Source organism: Castellaniella hirudinis, from assembly GCF_047468865.1.
GTDB lineage: Bacteria > Pseudomonadota > Gammaproteobacteria > Burkholderiales > Burkholderiaceae_B > Castellaniella > Castellaniella hirudinis_A.
In genome coordinates, this window is record NZ_JBLGTV010000009.1 from 51,031 (window position 1) to 66,687 (window position 15,657).

The window sequence follows — 15,657 nt, forward strand, 5'->3', positions numbered from 1 at the left end:
GGTGTTCTCCTTGTTGACGTTCGAAAAGACGACAGCAAATCAGTTCACTGCCGACAAGGAAATGGGGCCGATGCGCAGCAAAGGCTCGGCCTCGTGCGCATCCGCCCCAAAAAGTGCCGCCTCGAACAGGGGCGACTCGGTCAGCGGAGCCGCCAACCGATCAGCCAGCCGCGCAAACAAGCGCCGCGAAGCGTGGTTACCCGGGCCGACGGTGGTTTCGACCCACCGCACGGCCCGCAAAGGCGGGCGCGCCAGCAGCCGGCGCAACATGCGCCCCCCGAGCCCCTGGCCACGCGCCCGCGCCTGCACGGCCACCTGCCAGACGAACAGGACATCGTCCCGGCCCGGCGGGCGATACGCCGACACCATGCCAACGATGCCGTGCTCGTCTTCGGCCAGGATGCAGGTCTGGGGAAAATGCTCCGCCAACAGCAGGTACAGATAGACGGAGTTGAGATCCAGCGGGGGACACTGGGAAACCAGGGCGTGCAAGGCGGGGCCGTCCGCCCAGCGCGGGGGGCGCAGCCGGATCGCATCGCTGTCGGCGCCCGGCTGGACGGCGGGGCGGGGCACGCCGGGATAAATCAAACGACCAGCCCGGATTCGGGCGCCACGCCCGACGCGGGCACATCCAGCAGGGGCGATTGGACATCCCCCGCCGACGCCACCCCCGTGCCGGATTCGATCAGATCGACGATGCGCTCCAACGACAGAGTCATGGTGGCCTGTTCGAGTTCGGGCAGGGCCTGCAGGGATTCGGCCAGTTTCTGCTGCAGGGGGGAAGGCGTGTCGCGCGCCAACTGCCGACCGGCCTCTGTGGCGCTGACGAACACGATGCGGCGGTCGGCGCGCCCTCTTTCACGCACGACCAGGCCCTTGTCTTCAAGGCGGTCGAGAATGCCCACCACCGTGCTGGCGCTGACGTGGACTTCGCGGCTGATGGCGGTCGCCGTCAGCGGGCCTTTGTCGATGACGGTGCGCAGGCATACCAGTTGCGGCCCCGTGATGTGATTGCAGGCCGACAACTGCCGGGAATGCAGGGCCACTGCCCGGGTGATGCGGCGCAAGGCCCGCAAGATACGCAGGTCATAGGCCTGCTGCGCATCCGTGTCGTTGGTCATGGCGTCGAGGCGTCCTCAAAATTAATTTCAGTTGAAATAATAAGACAGAGAAAGATTCTGGTCAAGAATGAAATCCAGGAGCGCCCGATCTCGCCTGCCGTTTGTCCGCGCAAAGCATTTGATTAAAAACAAAAAACATATTTGATAATCATTTACAAAATTGAATGATTCCTATTAATATTCATCCGATTCATCCTGAACTACAGCTGAATAAATCGCTGGACACCAAACACAACCCTCCCCTCGCTTCTTTTGCTGGAATCCCGAAGTCCCATGATCTCCGTCCCACGACACCCCCTCCCCTTCTCCCTGTCGCTGCTGGCCATTGCCCTGGCCGCCCCGGCGACGCAAGCCCAGGAAAACATCACCCAACTGGACAAGGTGGTTGTCTCGGCCACCGGCTATGAGCAAACGGTGGAAGACGCCCCCGCATCCATTACCGTGCTGCCGCGCGCGGAACTGGAAAAACGTGCCTACAAGGACGTCACCGACGCGCTGAAAGACGTCCCCGGCGTGGTCGTCACCGGCGGGGCCAGCAGCAGCGACATCAGCATCCGGGGCATGGGCTCGGCCTATACCCTGATCCTGATCGACGGGCGGCGGCAGAATTCACGCGAAACCCGCCCCAACAGCGACAATGCCGGCATCGAACAAGGCTGGCTGCCGCCGCTGGACGCCATCGAGCGCATCGAAGTGATCCGCGGCCCCATGTCCGCCCTGTACGGATCCGATGCCATGGGCGGGGTCATCAACATCATCACCCGCAAGGTTCACCATGAATGGACTGGCTCGGCCCGCGCCGAGGCCACCATCCAGGAAAACCACAATGCGGGCAACACGTACCAGGGCAGCGTGTACCTGGCCGGCCCCATCAAGGAAGGCCTGCTGGGCGTGCAGTTCTACGGCCAGAACGTCACCCGCCAGGAAGACCACATTCTGAACGGCTTCAACCACCAGCAGCAAGAGGCGGGCACGGTCAAGCTCACCCTGACCCCCAACAAAGACCACGACATCGCCGCCGAGGCCAGCCGCACCCTGCAGACGCGCCGATCCACCCCGGGCAAATCCAGCGCGGCCACGGGCTGCCGGGGCGAATGCGCGGTGTCCGAAAGCAAGTACGGCCGCAATACCTACGCTCTGCGCCACACAGGCCGCTGGGGCTGGGCCACGTCCACCACCTATGTGCAACGCGACGAGACCGCCAACGACGGCCGCAACATGTGGCTGGACAACACCGAATTCAACACCCAGTGGGTGGTGCCGCTGCAGTCCCATACACTGACGATGGGCTACCAGTTTCTGCGCGAGACCCTGCGCGACGACGGCAACCAGTACGCCTCCAGCAACACCAACCACCTGGCGCGCAACCAGTGGGCGATTTTCGCGGAAGACGACTGGTTCCTGACCGACACGTTCACCGTGACGGCCGGCCTGCGCGCCACCAACGACCAGGACTACGGCAGCCACTGGACGCCGCGCCTGTACGGCGTCTGGCACGCCACCGGCAATCTCAGCGTCAAGGGCGGGGTATCCACGGGCTTCAAGGCGCCCAGTCTGCGCCAAAGCGTGGCCGATTGGGGACAGATCACGGGCGGTGGCGGCGGCGTGCCCGCCATCATCATGGGCAACCCCGACCTGAAGCCCGAGACCAGCGTCAGCCAGGAACTGGGCCTGATCTGGAACAACGGCAGCAACCTGGATGCCAGCGTGATGCTGTTCAACACCGAATTCAAGGACAAGATATCGGAAATCCGCCTGTGCACGGACGCCAACCAGCAGCCCACCTGCCACGTGGTGCCGGGCGACGAAGGCTACAAGTTCATCAGCACCCGAACCAATGTGGATCGCGCCCTGATGCGCGGCGTCGAGGCCACCCTGACGTGGTCCATGACGGACGACCTGCGCCTGGCCACCAACTACACCTATACGTATTCCAGGCAGAAGTCCGGGCCCTACGAGGGCCAGCCGCTGAACAAAATGCCCCGGCACATGATCAACGCGACGCTGGACTGGGATGCCACGGACAAGCTGGGCGTCTGGTCGCGGGTGAACTTCCGCAGCCGCACCTCCGAATACCTGAGCCGGACCAGCATGGCCGAAGGCACGCCGTCCTACACTTTCGTGGATGCGGGCTTCAATTACCAGATCAACAAGAAAACCAGCATCGGCGTCGGGGTCTACAACCTGCTGGATAAACAAATCAGCTACGACGACTACGACACGGTACTGGATGGCCGCCGCTACTGGGCGCAGCTGACCGTGGGCTTCTGACGTCCGAAACCGCTGCGGCCTGAACCCGCGAAACCGCAGCCTCCGGCGCGCCCGCCGGAGGCTGCCGCCCCTCAATGCCCGGAGTTCGGGTCGATGGGCTCGTCGCTGTGGAAGATGCTGTGGTCGGCCTCGCCGTGCACGGTCAGGAAACCGGCCACGCCTTTTTCCACCCGCGACAGGGCGTGATCGACCAGCAGATAGCGGCCCGGATAGTCGGTGACGAATTCGACCATGGTGGCGCCGCCCGGCGGCACCAGGGTGGTCTGCACGTCCGTCAGGGGCTTGCTGGTCAGCGACGCCTGGTCATAGACCCGGTCGAAGACCTCGCCGATGACGTGGAAGCTGGAAATCAGGTTGGGCCCCCCCACGCCAAAGAAAATCCGCACCGTGTCGCCCACATTGGATTCCATGCTGTAGACCTTGGTCAGGGCGTCCATGGAGCCATTGAACATGACGTGCTCGGGATTTTCGGCCAGCAGTTTGTCCAGAGAGAATTCCTGCAGGCCGCTGGCGCCGTGCGGCTGGGCGGTATAGAGTTCGCCCTGCATGACGTAGAATTCCTTGTCGACCGCGGGCAGGCCGCCCTCGGGCTCGACCAGGATCATGCCATACATGCCGTTGGTGATGTGCTGCGCCACCATGGGCGTGGCGCAGTGGTACACGAACAGCCCGACGTGGTTGGCCTTGAACGTGAACGACTTGGTCTGGCCCGGGGGCACCTGGGTCACGGCCGCCCCGCCGCCCGGGCCGGTCACGGCATGCAGGTCGATGGAATGGATGTGCGTGCTGTCCGGCGCATTGGTGATGTTGAAGGTCACGGTGTCGCCCACCCGCACCCGCACGAAGGGGCCGGGGACTTTGTTGTTGAAGGTCCAGAACCGATAAGTGCTGTTATCGCCCAGACGGCCTTCGATTTCGGTGGTCAGCAGGTCGATCGTCACATCCTGGGGGCCGCGCTTGCCCACGGGGGTGCCCACCTGGGCGGGGTCGTGCGCGATCTGCGGGGCCTGCACCTTGATTTCATCCGACGGCTCGCCCACGATGACCCGGCCCACCATGCCGGCGGCCTTGTGGCCCGGCAAGGTGCACAGGTACTCGAAAGTGCCATTTTTCGCCGCCCGGAATACAATGGCCGTCGCGGCGTTCTTGCCGGAAATATGATCCGACTGCGCTTTGAAGTCAGGCACCGCGATATCGTGCGTGGCCCCGTCGCCATTGACCAGGTTGATCTGCACCACGGCCCCTTCGGGAACCTTCAGATCGGGGTTGACCTTGCCCTGGATATCGCCGCGATCCCCGACGAAGACCAATTTGCCATCGGCAATGGCGGTGCGCAGGGTAAAAGTGACATCCGGCTTGTAGCTGACGTCCTGGCTGCCATGGCCGGCGGCGCCATGATCCGCCCAGGCCGGGCCAAATGCCAAGCCCGCCGCCAGCAGCAGACCGGACAGGACATATCGAATCAATCGCATGCTTACCCCCAGAAATTAATTGATATCAAAAATATTACCATTTGGATAATATAGGCTTTGCGCCACACGGCCTACTGTACCGCGGCCAGGCCGGGTAAGGCGGCCAATTGGATGACGTTCACGACAAAAAGCAAGACGGCCAGATAAAAATAAGGACAATTAATGCTACAAGCTACAAATATCCCGGCAACGAACTTATAATCCCCTTGAAAGCACGGGGGCTTTTCTTCCCGCTGCTTATTTTTTTGCAGGCTGCTTAACTTTGGCTGACACCTCCTCCTCCGGCCCTCCCCCCCGGATCACGATGCTCAGACGCGTGCCGGTGGCGCCCGACTCCACGCGGTGCTCCACCTGTATGCTCAATGCCATCTGCTTGCCGCTGGGCATGGCGCGCCAGGATGTCGCCAAGATGGACGAACTCATCAAAGAACGCATCCGTCTGCCCAAAGGGGGCACGCTGTATCGCCAGGGCGACGCCGCAAGCGCCATCTATGGCCTGCGCTCGGGTTCGATGAAAACCCAGATCGAAGATGCCAGCGGCCAAGTGCAGATCACCGGCTTCCTGCTGCCGGGCGAAATCCTGGGCCTGGACGGCCTGATGCATGCCCAGCAGGCATCGCACGCCATCGCCCTGGAAGACACCGAAGTCTGTGTCATCCACCTGGACGAAATGGATCGCCTGGCCCCCCAGCTGCCCACGCTGAACCTGCAGCTGCGCCGCCTGATGAGCAAGGAAATCAGCCGTTCCCATCAGCAGTTGCTGTCGCTGGGCAGCCTGCGATCCGAACAACGCGTTGCGGCCTTCCTGCTGAATCTGTCGCAGCGCCTGCAGACGCTGGGCTACTCACCCTACGAATTCATCCTGCGCATGAGCCGCGAAGAAATCGGCAATTTCCTGGGCCTGACCCTGGAAACCGTCAGCCGCCTGTTTTCGCGCTTTGCCCGCGAAGGCCTGATCCGCGTCCAGCAGCGCGAAGTGCAGATCCTGGACGTCGTCGGCCTGCAAACCCTGGCCGGCGCCGACTGCGCATAGCCAAGGCCCGGGGACGCGCCGGCGGTCAATCAATCGGATCGCCGAATTCATCCAACATGACCCCGCGCGGGGCCAGGCGCAGGGTCAGGGCGCTGGACAAGGCCGCCATGGCCCAGAACAGGAAAAACCCCAGCGTATAGACCGTCAGGCGGCTGGCGCGCCATTCGCCCAAAAACACCAAATCCAGGGGATCGACCAAGGCAAAGACCAGCCCGCTGGCGACCCCGCCGATCAGGAAGGAAGGCCACAGAATCCACATCAGATCGCGTGTGTGCAGCATAGAAGCCTCCGGCAATCAGGGCTGGCGCACCGATGACGCCTCGGGCGCGGTGACCACCAGCCCCCGCTTGACCCCGCCATCGCGGATTTCCTGGTCGCCATACGACTGGAACGCCAGAAAAATGGTGATGGCACAGCCCACAACCGCGACCGCCGGGCCCAGCAGCAATAGCCAGGGCCAGCGGTGCCGCCACCAGGGGCGGCCTTCGGATAACTGCGATACGTTTTGTGGACTGGCTGACATCATGGTGTCCTTTTCAACAAAAGACCTAGGCGGCGGACATGCCGGGCGGGTTTGCGCTAATTGGGAACATAAAAACTGGATTGCTCTGTCACCTGCGTGGTGTCGTCAGGGCCGCGGATGCCCACGGTTTCGATGCGGATATCGTACAGGCCCGGCTTCAAGTCGCCCACCGGGGCGCGCAGCACGATCGGCACCAGACGGTTGGACGAGCCTTCGACCCGCACGGTGCTGGCCCCATGATCCGCCGTCAGCAGGGTCAGGCCCGGCACGCCGTTGGCGGACAGCTCCAGGTCGATGGGGGCTTCGGACGAATTGATGATCTGCAGACGGTAGACGTTTTCGATCTGCCCCCCGGCGACCTCGCGGCCCAGCGCGCCCCGATCCCGGATCACGTCTACGCGCAGCGTGGTGCGGGTGGCCAGGGAAAACACGAAGCCCAGCGCGATTATCCCCAGCAGGGCCGAATACGCCAGCACGCGGGGCCGCAGCATGCGCTTGCGCACCTGCGGCTGAGTCAGGCGCTGGGTGATGGCATTGCCTGAAGTGTAGCGGATCAGGCCGCGCTCGTAGCCCATTTTATCCATGACGGAATCACAGGCATCAACACAGGCGCCGCAGCCGATGCACATGTACTGCAGGCCATCGCGGATGTCGATGCCGGTGGGACAGACCTGCACGCACAGGCTGCAATCCACGCAATCGCCCATGCCGGCTTCTTTGTGGTCGATCTTGCGCGAGCGCCCGCCACGCGGCTCGCCCCGGACGTGGTCGTAGGTCACGACAAAGGTGTCGTCATCCACCATGACGCTTTGGAAGCGCGCATAAGGGCACATGTACTTGCAAACGGCCTCGCGCATGAACCCGGCATTGCCCCAGGTGGCAAAGGCGTAGAACAGCATCCAGAACCACTGCCAGGGGCCCAGATCGAATGCCAGCAAATGGCTGCCCAGTTCGCGGATCGGGGCGAAATAGCCGATGAAGGTGTAGCCCGTCCACAGGGCCAGCAGAACCCACAGGCTGTGCTTGGTGGCTTTCAGGCGCAGCTTGCGCCGGTTCCAGGGCTGTTCGTCCAGGCGAATCCGGGCCAGGCGGTCGCCTTCGACCCTTTTCTCGATCCACATGAACAGCTCGGTATAGACGGTCTGGGGACAGGCATAGCCACAGAACAGCCGCCCGGCCATGGCGGTGAACAAAAACAGGGCAAACGCCGACAGCACCAGCAACACCGCCAGATAAATGACGTCCTGGGGCCACAGCACCATGCCGAACAGATAGAACTTGCGGGCGGCCAGGTCAAACAGCACCGCCTGGCGGTCATGCCACTGAATCCAGGGCAGGCCATAGAAAACGGCCTGGGTCAGCAGCACCATCAGCACCCGAATCCGGGCAAAATGCCCCTGGGCCGAGCGCGGGTATATCTTGGAACGCACCTCAGCCAGGGCCTTCTCGACCTGAGGTGATGCGCCGCCCCCCGAGCCCTTGCGGATACGGCGCACGGGCTTCCAGGCCGGGTCGTCACGCGAAGGGGGCGTGGCGGCCTGTTCGGGGGGTTGCTTCTGCATGATATCCTCTGTTGGCTGGCGTGGTCTGTATGACAGGCCCTTGAAAAATAATGGAAAATTTTTGTCAGGCCGCCAGACGTCCAGGACGCCGGCGGCCCGTCATGCCGGGATCAGGGGTTGGACTGTCCCCAGACCCAGGCGGCCAGGAGGCGGATCTGCTCTGGCGTCAGGTGGTTTTCCTGGGCCGGCATCTGATTATCGCGCCCATTGTTGATGGTTTCGATGATGGTGGCCTCGGAACTGCCATACAGCCAGACGTCATCGGTCAGGTTGGGGGCCCCCAGCAGGGTATTGCCCTTGGCATCGGCCCCGTGGCAGGCCACGCAATAGGTATCGAAGCCGCGCTTGCCCGCATTGACCCGCAAGGGATCATGCGCCAGGCCGGAGAGCGAACGCACATACTGGGCGATGGCGGAGGCATCTTCAGGCTTGATCACCGCCCCCCAGGGCGGCATCACGCCATGACGCCCCTTGGTGATGGTTTCCAGGATCTGCTCGGGTTCGCCCCCCCACAGCCAATCGGTGTCGGTCAGGTTGGGAAAACCGCGCCCCCCCTTGGCATCCGACCCATGGCACTGGGCACAGTTGTTCAGAAACAAACGCTGGCCGATGTCGCGCGCCTGGTCGTCGTGGGCGATGTCCGGGATCGGCATCTCGCGGAAGCGCGCATACACGGGCTCGATCTGGGCATTGAGCACGGCCTGTTCTTCCAGCACTTGCTTGCCGGCGGTAAAGCCCAGCGTGCCCTGGAAACTGCCCAGACCCGGATACAGCGCCAGGTAGCCCAGGGCAAAAACGCACAGCAGCAGGTAGAACACCGTCCACCAGCGCGGCACCGGATTGTTGAGTTCGGTCAGATCCTCGTCCCAGACGTGGCCGGTATTGCCCTTGACCTCGACGTCCCGCTTCAGCCACTGCCACTGGGAAAACAACAGATAAACACACCAGACAATCCCGCCCAGCGCAATGACGGAAATGTAATAGCTCCAGAAACTGGTAAAAAAGTCACTCATGGGTATCCCCGGCTTTCTTGTCGTTGGAGGACTTGCCGATCTCGAATTCCTCGGGCAAATCGAAGGGCAATTGGGCGGACTTGCGGTTGGCCTCGGCGCGGTGCGACGACCAGGCCCACCAGACAATCCCGATGAATGTCACCATTGCCAGCACCGTCACCACGGCGTTGATTATGGACATGTCAGTGCTCCCCGCCCGCCTGCATGATGGCTTCGGCGGCGGCCCGGCTGGCGACCCCCAGCCCCTGCAGATACGCCACCACGGCATCTTCCTCGGTCTTGCCGACCAGGGCCTGCGGCGCGGCCTCGATGTCGGCATCGGTGTAAGGCACGCCCAGGGTGCGCAGCACCTTCATGCGGTCTTGCACATCAGCCCCTTCGACGGTGTTGTGCTGCAGCCAGGGATACGCCGGCATATTGGACTCTTTGACCACGTCGCGCGGGTTGCGCAAGTGAATGCGGTGCCATTCGTCGGAATAACGCTGACCGACCCGGGCCAGATCGGGGCCTGTGCGCTTGGATCCCCACAGGAAAGGGTGGTCGTAGACGGACTCGCCCGCCACCGAGTACGGCCCATAGCGCTGGACTTCGGACTGCAACTGGCGGATTTGCTGCGAGTGACAGCCCACACAGCCTTCGCGGATGTAGATGTCGCGCCCGACCAGCCGGAGAGATTCGTAAGGCGCGACGCCTTCAATGGGCGTAGTGGTGGAATGCTGATAAAACAGCGGAATGATCTGCACCAGGCCGGAGAACGACACCACCAGGATGCTGAAAAAGATCAGCAAGCCAATGTTGCGCTCCAGCAATTCGTGGGAAAAGCGTTTTTTTGTACCAGACATGGGGATGGACTCCTTAGGCCGACGCCGGCACGGCAGTGAGGGGGACGTCGCGGGGGTCTGAGTTCGTCAGGGGAACAGGCGGATTGACGCCTTTCTGGCCCCGCACGGTCAGCCAGGTGTTCCAGGCCATCAGGCACATGCCCGCCAGGAAGAACAGCCCGCCCAGGGCGCGGATGGCATAGAACGGATAGGTGGCCTTGACGACTTCGACGAAGCTGTAGGTCAGCATGCCGTCGGCCCCGGTGGCGCGCCACATCAGACCCTGCATCACCCCGGCGATCCACATGGCGGCGATGTACAGCACCACCCCCAGCGTGGCCAGCCAGAAATGCAGATTGATCAGTTCGGGGCGCGCCATGGACTGGCGGCCATACAGGCGCGGGATCAGGTAGTACAGCGACCCGAAGGTGATCATGGCGACCCAGCCCAAGGCCCCAGAATGCACGTGCCCCACCGTCCAGTCGGTGTAGTGCGACAGGGCGTTGACCGTGCGGATGGCCATCATCGAGCCTTCGAAGGTGGACATGCCATAAAAGGACAGCGCCACCACCATGAACTTCAGGATGGGATCGGTGCGCAGCTTGTGCCAAGCCCCCGACAGGGTCATGATGCCGTTGATCATGCCCCCCCACGACGGGGCCAGCAGGATGAGGGAGAACACCATGCCCAGGGACTGCGTCCAGTCGGGCAGCGAGGTATACAGCAGGTGGTGCGGGCCCGCCCACATATAGGTAAAGGCCAGGGCCCAGAAGTGGACGATCGACAGGCGATAGGAATAAATGGGACGCTCGGCCTGCTTGGGCACGAAGTAATACATCATGCCCAGAAAGCTGGTGGTCAGGAAGAACCCGACGGCATTGTGGCCGTACCACCACTGCACCATGGCATCCTGCACCCCGGGATAGATGGAATAGGATTTCCAGCCCGACACGGGGAGTTCCAGGTTGTTGAATATATACAACATGGCAATGGTCAGGATGTAGGATCCGAAGAACCAGTTGGCCACGTAGATGTGCTTGACCCGGCGCCTGACGATGGTGCCGAAGAACACAATGGCATACACCACCCAGACCAGCGTGACCAGAATGTCCAGCGGCCATTCGAGTTCGGCGTATTCCTTGGTGCTGGTAAAGCCCATGGGCAGGGTGATCACCGCCCCCACCAGGACAACCTGCCAGCCCCAGAAGGTGAAGGCCGCCAGTTTATCGGAGAACAGCCGGGCCTGACAGGTGCGTTGCACCACGTAATAGGACGTGGCAAACAGAGCACTGCCGCCAAAAGCGAAAATGACGGCATTGGTGTGCAGAGGCCGCAGGCGGCCGTAGCTGAACCACGGAGTATTGAAATTGAGTTCGGGCCAAATCAATTGTGAGGCGATCAAAACGCCCAACGCCATGCCCACGACACCCCAGAAGACGGTGGCAATCGTGAACTGTCGGACAATCCGATAATTGAAGGTTTCGGCCGTTGATCCGGAGCGCCCGGTCGTGCCCATAGGTGTTCCCCTCGAAACAAGTTAAAACGAAATTTTTATAAACCTGAATGTTCCCTGAAGCAGCACAAAAGAACCTTGATTTAGATCAATCCTGATCCGAACATCCGCGATCGTCATCATCCAGAATGGACTGGGCGGCCGCCTGGGTATCGTCGAACTGCCCCGAGAAAATCGCCCACCACAAAGCCACCCCGATCAACAGGACAAACAACAAAGAAATGGGCAACAGCAAAAACAGGCCATCCATGGCGCGCCTCGCCTAAACCGGGCTGGCCAATGCCGCCCGCGGCCCGCCGGACGGCGCGTGCCGCGCCAGACGCCAGGCATTGGCCGCCACCGCCAGCGAAGACAGCAGCATGGTGATGGCCGCCAGCCAAGGTTGCACCAGGCCCACGGCAGCCAGAGGCGTCATCAGCACATGCCAGATCAAGGAGCCATACAGATTCTGGCGGGCGATGCGGCGGGTGGCGTGATCCAGATCCGCCCGGCCCTGCCGGGCGGACGGCCCGTCCAGCGGCAGAGCATCCGGGCAAGCCGGAGCCGCCAGGCGCAAGCTGGCGGCCCGGCGCGCCGCCAGGGCGGCCGGCACCGACATGGACATGGCACAGGGACAGCTCATGACCAGCAGCGCCACGGTCACGGCCAAAGCATGATCGGGGCTGGCCTGCCACCACCAGGCGCCCACCAGGGCGGCCAGGGCAATCTGGACACAGACGAACCAGAAGGCGACACGATCGGCCTGGGCCATCAACTGGGCGTCGGCCGCCGGCAAGGCCGCCTGAACCGCCGCCGCTGACGGATCGGGGGCATCGAAAGATTGGCGGGCGCAGAATTCCAGAAACCGGGCACTGAGCAGGAAGGCGACGAACATGGCCACGGACTCGAAATAGACCTCGCCCGCATCGTGCCAGGTCGCCCATATGCTGGGGATGAAGGCGGCCAGAATGCCCAGGGCCACCGGCACGTCCATGCCCACCCGTCCTCGGCGCAGGCTGTCCAGCGCGCCCTGCCACACCGGCCAGGCGCAATACAGCACCAGCGGCACGCACAGCACCAGGCTGATCCAGTTCATCAGGACGATGGCCTGCTCCAGCGCTTGCTGGGATTCGGCGGAACGCACGCCATGGCGCAGATAACCCGGAAAAGCCAGCATCATGACCTGCATCATGACCAGCCAGGCCAAGCCGGTGCGGGCCAGCATATGGCGGCGCGCACGACGCATGGCATCGCTCATGAAGGGGGGCGGCGTCAGCAAAGATAGCGTAGACATTAGCGAACTATAGCCAGTTCCCCACAACCCAGCCTTGACCCAGATCAAGGATTGCAGTCGCCCGCGAGACCCTTGACATCGGCGCATGCCGCCCATGCTGGGCGCAAAAAAAAGCGGGAAGGCAATGCCTTCCCGAAACACACCGCAGGGGACCCCTCTCTGCTCAGGGAGGCCCCTCCGGGCCGCCCTGGCCAGCCAATACGGCGGGCTTGTTGCCATCCGCCGCGCGGCCTGCAAAGCCGCTTGGCTTATCCCCTGTCCTCTCGGTTCTTTCCAGGCGGATGCGTCCGGCATCCGCCCCGGCCCGCTCAGGCCACTTTTTCCGCGTCGAACTGGGCTTCCTCGGTGGAGCCCGCCAAGGCCGTGGTGGACGACTGGCCACCCTCGATGGCCTGGGTCACGGCATCGAAATAACCCACGCCGACTTCGCGCTGGTGCTTCACGGCGGTGAAGCCCTTGTCCGCCGCGGCGAATTCTTTTTGCTGCAATTCGACGAAAGCGCTCATTTGGGTGCGGGCGTAGCCGTGGGCGAGTTCGAACATGCTGTAGTTCAGGGCATGGAAGCCCGCCAGCGTGATGAACTGGAACTTATAGCCCATGGCCCCCAATTCGCGCTGGAACTTGGCCACCGTGGCGTCGTCCAGGTTCTTTTTCCAGTTGAACGACGGCGAGCAGTTGTAAGCCAGCATCTTGCCCGGGAACTGGCGGTGGATGGCCTCGGCGAACCGGCGGGCGTATTCAAGATTGGGGGTGGAGGTCTCGCACCAGATCAGGTCGGCATAGGGCGCATAGGCCAAGCCCCGGGCAATGGCCTGATCCAGCCCGGCCCGCGTGCGGTAAAAGCCTTCGACCGTGCGCTCGCCGGTGACGAACGGCGCATCGTTTTCGTCGATGTTGCTGGTGAGCAGGTCGGCGGCCTCGGCGTCGGTGCGCGCCACCAGCAAGGTGGGGACATTCAGCACGTCGGCCGCCAGACGGGCGGACACCAGCTTGGCCACGGCCTCGCGGGTGGGCACCAGCACCTTGCCGCCCATGTGGCCGCATTTCTTGACAGATGCCAGCTGGTCTTCGAAGTGCACCCCGGCGGCCCCGGCCACGATCATGGACTTCATCAGTTCGAAGGCGTTGAGCACCCCGCCGAAGCCGGCTTCCGCATCGGCCACGATCGGCGCGTAATAGTCGATATAACCTTCGTCGCCCGGATTCTTGCCCTCCATCCACTGGATTTGATCACAGCGGGTCAGCGAATTATTGATGCGCGTAACGACGCTGGGCACCGAGTTGGCGGGATACAGGGATTGATCGGGGTACATTTCGCCGGTGATGTTGGCATCGCCCGCGACCTGCCAGCCCGACAGGTAAATGGCTTTCAGGCCGGCCTTGACCTGCTGCATGGCCTGGTTGCCCGTCAGCGCCCCCAGGGCATTGACGTAGTCTTCGCTGTGCAGCAGATCCCACAGTTTTTCGGCCCCCCGGCGGGCCAGGGTGTGTTCCACCACCACCGAGCCGCGCAGACGCACGACTTCGTCGGCGCTGTAGCCCCGTTTGATGCCTTGCCAGCGGGGGTCTTCGGCCCAGCTGCGTTGCAGGTTGCGCACTTCGGTTTCTCGAGCGGTCATGGTGTTGCTCCTGTGTCGTCAATTAAAAGATTCGATGAGAAACAGTCTACGCGATTGCTGCGCCGCACATAGTAACCATGTCTTATATAAGACAATAAATTTTATTCTTTTATATCAATTGATTATATTATTAATTTCATGCTATGAAATTAATTTCCCGATCATGAAACAAACTTGAACGCATTGCAGCATTTCCATTTCATATCTTAAAACCATACTTTCATCATATGAAATATCCCCCAAGGCAACGGTACAATGCAGGCCGCAAGCCCGTGGCATTCTTCAACCCATCCGTCGACATCATGGAAACCTCCGCTCTCGAACACAGCCCGCTGGGGCGCGCCACCCAGGGATCGGCGCACTACGACCCCGCCCTGCTGTTTCCCATCGCCCGCAGCGAGACCCGCGCGGGCCTGCACCTGCCCCAGGCCCCCCACGGGGCGGACATCTGGAACGCCTACGAGCTCTCATGGCTGAACGCCAGGGGCCGTCCGGTGGTGGCCATGGGACGGTTCACGTTTTCGGCGGCCAGCCCGCACCTGATCGAATCCAAGTCCTTCAAGCTATACCTGAACAGCTTCAACGAAGATCGCTTCGAATACCCTGAAATCGTGCAACAGCGCCTGCATACCGATCTCAGCCGCGCCTGCGGCAAGCCGGTGCACGTGGAAATCCTGTCGGTGCGGCCGGCTTTTGAACTCAGTTGCGCCCCGCTGCGCGGCACGTGCATCGACGACCAGGACATCGACTTCGCCCCGGCGGCGGCCCCCGCGCCGGACACCCTGGCGCTGTCGCAGCCCGCCCCGTTCGTGCGCGAAACCCTGGTCACCGAACTGCTGAAATCCAACTGTCCCGTCACCGGCCAGCCCGATTGGGCCAGCCTGCAAATCCAATACGCCGGGCCGCGTCTCGACCGCGCCGGGTTGCTGCGCTTTATCGTGTCGCTGCGCCAGCACGGCGAATTCCACGAACTCTGCGTGGAAAAAATCTACGGGGAAATCATGGCGCGCTGCAAGCCCGAAGAACTGCTGGTGTATGCGCGCTACACCCGCCGGGGCGGGCTCGACATCAACCCCTGGCGGGCCAATTTCCAACCCAAGGACATCGGGCAGACGCGCACGCTGCGGCAGTAGAAAACATGGCCGGCAACACTCGCATCCCGTCCTTCGGACGTGAAGGCCCGGCCCATGTCACGACACACCCCCGCGCCGGCATACGAAGGCCGCGCATCGGAACCGCGGTGCAGGCCCCAGCCCAAAGGCATACAGACAGGCATCTGTCAAGACCTTGCATTCCAAATACATGCCGATACAATACGAACCGTTCTGAATATGTTCTGAACACGTCCTGAACAAGAAAGCATTGAAAGTACAGGTTTATGCTTCAAGAATACCAGCCAGAAGCTGGTAGCTCCGATCTGTGCTCGGGTGTACACA

General features: G+C 62.4%; 16 protein-coding genes. 3 read left to right on the forward strand and 13 right to left on the reverse strand.

Annotation, left to right across the window (positions count from 1 at the left end; genetic code table 11):
• Positions 1 to 39 precede the first annotated feature (39 nt).
• The gene (gene ectA, locus ACMHYJ_RS11715; RefSeq protein WP_414246352.1) at positions 40 to 573 is read right to left on the reverse strand and encodes a diaminobutyrate acetyltransferase; all 534 of its coding nucleotides are present in this window, start codon (positions 571 to 573) and stop codon (positions 40 to 42) included.
• Positions 574 to 584: 11 nt separating this feature from the next.
• Positions 585 to 1,121: a MarR family winged helix-turn-helix transcriptional regulator gene (locus tag ACMHYJ_RS11720; RefSeq protein ID WP_414246353.1), complete on the reverse strand. Its 537-nt coding sequence runs from the start codon at positions 1,119 to 1,121 to the stop codon at positions 585 to 587.
• 273 nt (positions 1,122 to 1,394) lie between these two features.
• Between ACMHYJ_RS11720 and ACMHYJ_RS11725 the strand changes: the two genes are divergently transcribed.
• Positions 1,395 to 3,392 carry a ligand-gated channel protein gene (locus tag ACMHYJ_RS11725; protein ID WP_414246354.1) on the forward strand — a complete coding sequence of 666 codons (1,998 nt, stop codon included), beginning with the start codon at positions 1,395 to 1,397 and terminating at the stop codon, positions 3,390 to 3,392.
• A 71-nt stretch (positions 3,393 to 3,463) separates the two neighbouring features.
• On the opposite strand, the gene nirK is transcribed toward ACMHYJ_RS11725, so the two are convergent.
• On the reverse strand, positions 3,464 to 4,864 hold the full coding sequence (nirK, locus tag ACMHYJ_RS11730) for a copper-containing nitrite reductase (RefSeq protein ID WP_414246355.1): 1,401 nt from the start codon (positions 4,862 to 4,864) through the stop codon (positions 3,464 to 3,466).
• A 304-nt stretch (positions 4,865 to 5,168) separates the two neighbouring features.
• Here nirK and ACMHYJ_RS11735 point away from each other — a divergent pair, with 304 nt between their 5' ends.
• On the forward strand, positions 5,169 to 5,897 hold the full coding sequence (locus ACMHYJ_RS11735; RefSeq protein ID WP_414246356.1) for a helix-turn-helix domain-containing protein: 729 nt from the start codon (positions 5,169 to 5,171) through the stop codon (positions 5,895 to 5,897).
• A 25-nt stretch (positions 5,898 to 5,922) separates the two neighbouring features.
• Here ACMHYJ_RS11735 and ACMHYJ_RS11740 read toward each other — a convergent pair whose 3' ends face one another.
• The 10 genes from ACMHYJ_RS11740 to aceA form a co-directional block, all read right to left on the reverse strand.
• Positions 5,923 to 6,177 (reverse strand): hypothetical protein, encoded by a 255-nt coding sequence (locus tag ACMHYJ_RS11740; protein ID WP_414246357.1) that lies wholly within the window; start codon positions 6,175 to 6,177, stop codon positions 5,923 to 5,925.
• A 15-nt stretch (positions 6,178 to 6,192) separates the two neighbouring features.
• Complete coding sequence (locus ACMHYJ_RS11745) at positions 6,193 to 6,423, reverse strand: hypothetical protein (protein WP_414246358.1); 231 nt, start codon at positions 6,421 to 6,423, stop codon at positions 6,193 to 6,195.
• A gap of 53 nt (positions 6,424 to 6,476) precedes the next feature.
• Positions 6,477 to 7,982 carry a cytochrome c oxidase accessory protein CcoG gene (gene ccoG, locus ACMHYJ_RS11750; protein ID WP_414246359.1) on the reverse strand — a complete coding sequence of 502 codons (1,506 nt, stop codon included), beginning with the start codon at positions 7,980 to 7,982 and terminating at the stop codon, positions 6,477 to 6,479.
• 110 nt (positions 7,983 to 8,092) lie between these two features.
• Positions 8,093 to 8,995: a cytochrome-c oxidase, cbb3-type subunit III gene (ccoP, locus tag ACMHYJ_RS11755; protein ID WP_414246360.1), complete on the reverse strand. Its 903-nt coding sequence runs from the start codon at positions 8,993 to 8,995 to the stop codon at positions 8,093 to 8,095.
• Positions 8,988 to 9,176, reverse strand: coding sequence for a cbb3-type cytochrome oxidase subunit 3 (locus tag ACMHYJ_RS11760; protein WP_414246361.1), 189 nt, complete (start codon positions 9,174 to 9,176; stop codon positions 8,988 to 8,990). Before ACMHYJ_RS11760 ends, ccoP begins: the two co-directional genes overlap by 8 nt.
• Position 9,177: 1 nt before the next feature.
• Positions 9,178 to 9,837, reverse strand: coding sequence for a cytochrome-c oxidase, cbb3-type subunit II (ccoO, locus tag ACMHYJ_RS11765; RefSeq protein ID WP_414246362.1), 660 nt, complete (start codon positions 9,835 to 9,837; stop codon positions 9,178 to 9,180).
• A 13-nt stretch (positions 9,838 to 9,850) separates the two neighbouring features.
• The gene (gene ccoN / locus ACMHYJ_RS11770; protein ID WP_414246363.1) at positions 9,851 to 11,332 is read right to left on the reverse strand and encodes a cytochrome-c oxidase, cbb3-type subunit I; all 1,482 of its coding nucleotides are present in this window, start codon (positions 11,330 to 11,332) and stop codon (positions 9,851 to 9,853) included.
• 85 nt (positions 11,333 to 11,417) lie between these two features.
• Entirely contained in the window at positions 11,418 to 11,579 is a 162-nt protein-coding gene (gene ccoS, locus ACMHYJ_RS11775) for a cbb3-type cytochrome oxidase assembly protein CcoS (protein ID WP_414246364.1), read from the reverse strand.
• A gap of 12 nt (positions 11,580 to 11,591) precedes the next feature.
• Complete coding sequence (locus ACMHYJ_RS11780; RefSeq protein ID WP_414246365.1) at positions 11,592 to 12,602, reverse strand: hypothetical protein; 1,011 nt, start codon at positions 12,600 to 12,602, stop codon at positions 11,592 to 11,594.
• 308 nt (positions 12,603 to 12,910) lie between these two features.
• Complete coding sequence (gene aceA / locus ACMHYJ_RS11785) at positions 12,911 to 14,221, reverse strand: isocitrate lyase (protein ID WP_414246366.1); 1,311 nt, start codon at positions 14,219 to 14,221, stop codon at positions 12,911 to 12,913.
• Positions 14,222 to 14,523: 302 nt separating this feature from the next.
• Here aceA and queF point away from each other — a divergent pair, with 302 nt between their 5' ends.
• Positions 14,524 to 15,354, forward strand: coding sequence for an NADPH-dependent 7-cyano-7-deazaguanine reductase QueF (queF, locus tag ACMHYJ_RS11790; RefSeq protein ID WP_414246367.1), 831 nt, complete (start codon positions 14,524 to 14,526; stop codon positions 15,352 to 15,354).
• Positions 15,355 to 15,657: the final 303 nt, after the last annotated feature.

What these genes read in the sequence shown, in the direction of transcription:
- ACMHYJ_RS11720 (WP_414246353.1), bottom strand. Translation starts at nt 1,121, where the DNA reads ATGACCAACGACACGGATGCGCAGCAGGCCTATGACCTGCGTATCTTG.
- ACMHYJ_RS11725 (WP_414246354.1), top strand. Translation starts at nt 1,395, where the DNA reads ATGATCTCCGTCCCACGACACCCCCTCCCCTTCTCCCTGTCGCTGCTG.
- nirK (WP_414246355.1), bottom strand. Translation starts at nt 4,864, where the DNA reads ATGCGATTGATTCGATATGTCCTGTCCGGTCTGCTGCTGGCGGCGGGC.
- ACMHYJ_RS11735 (WP_414246356.1), top strand. Translation starts at nt 5,169, where the DNA reads ATGCTCAGACGCGTGCCGGTGGCGCCCGACTCCACGCGGTGCTCCACC.
- ACMHYJ_RS11740 (WP_414246357.1), bottom strand. Translation starts at nt 6,177, where the DNA reads ATGCTGCACACACGCGATCTGATGTGGATTCTGTGGCCTTCCTTCCTG.
- ACMHYJ_RS11745 (WP_414246358.1), bottom strand. Translation starts at nt 6,423, where the DNA reads ATGATGTCAGCCAGTCCACAAAACGTATCGCAGTTATCCGAAGGCCGC.
- ccoG (WP_414246359.1), bottom strand. Translation starts at nt 7,982, where the DNA reads ATGCAGAAGCAACCCCCCGAACAGGCCGCCACGCCCCCTTCGCGTGAC.
- ccoP (WP_414246360.1), bottom strand. Translation starts at nt 8,995, where the DNA reads ATGAGTGACTTTTTTACCAGTTTCTGGAGCTATTACATTTCCGTCATT.
- ACMHYJ_RS11760 (WP_414246361.1), bottom strand. Translation starts at nt 9,176, where the DNA reads ATGTCCATAATCAACGCCGTGGTGACGGTGCTGGCAATGGTGACATTC.
- ccoO (WP_414246362.1), bottom strand. Translation starts at nt 9,837, where the DNA reads ATGTCTGGTACAAAAAAACGCTTTTCCCACGAATTGCTGGAGCGCAAC.
- ccoN (WP_414246363.1), bottom strand. Translation starts at nt 11,332, where the DNA reads ATGGGCACGACCGGGCGCTCCGGATCAACGGCCGAAACCTTCAATTAT.
- ccoS (WP_414246364.1), bottom strand. Translation starts at nt 11,579, where the DNA reads ATGGATGGCCTGTTTTTGCTGTTGCCCATTTCTTTGTTGTTTGTCCTG.
- ACMHYJ_RS11780 (WP_414246365.1), bottom strand. Translation starts at nt 12,602, where the DNA reads ATGTCTACGCTATCTTTGCTGACGCCGCCCCCCTTCATGAGCGATGCC.
- aceA (WP_414246366.1), bottom strand. Translation starts at nt 14,221, where the DNA reads ATGACCGCTCGAGAAACCGAAGTGCGCAACCTGCAACGCAGCTGGGCC.
- queF (WP_414246367.1), top strand. Translation starts at nt 14,524, where the DNA reads ATGGAAACCTCCGCTCTCGAACACAGCCCGCTGGGGCGCGCCACCCAG.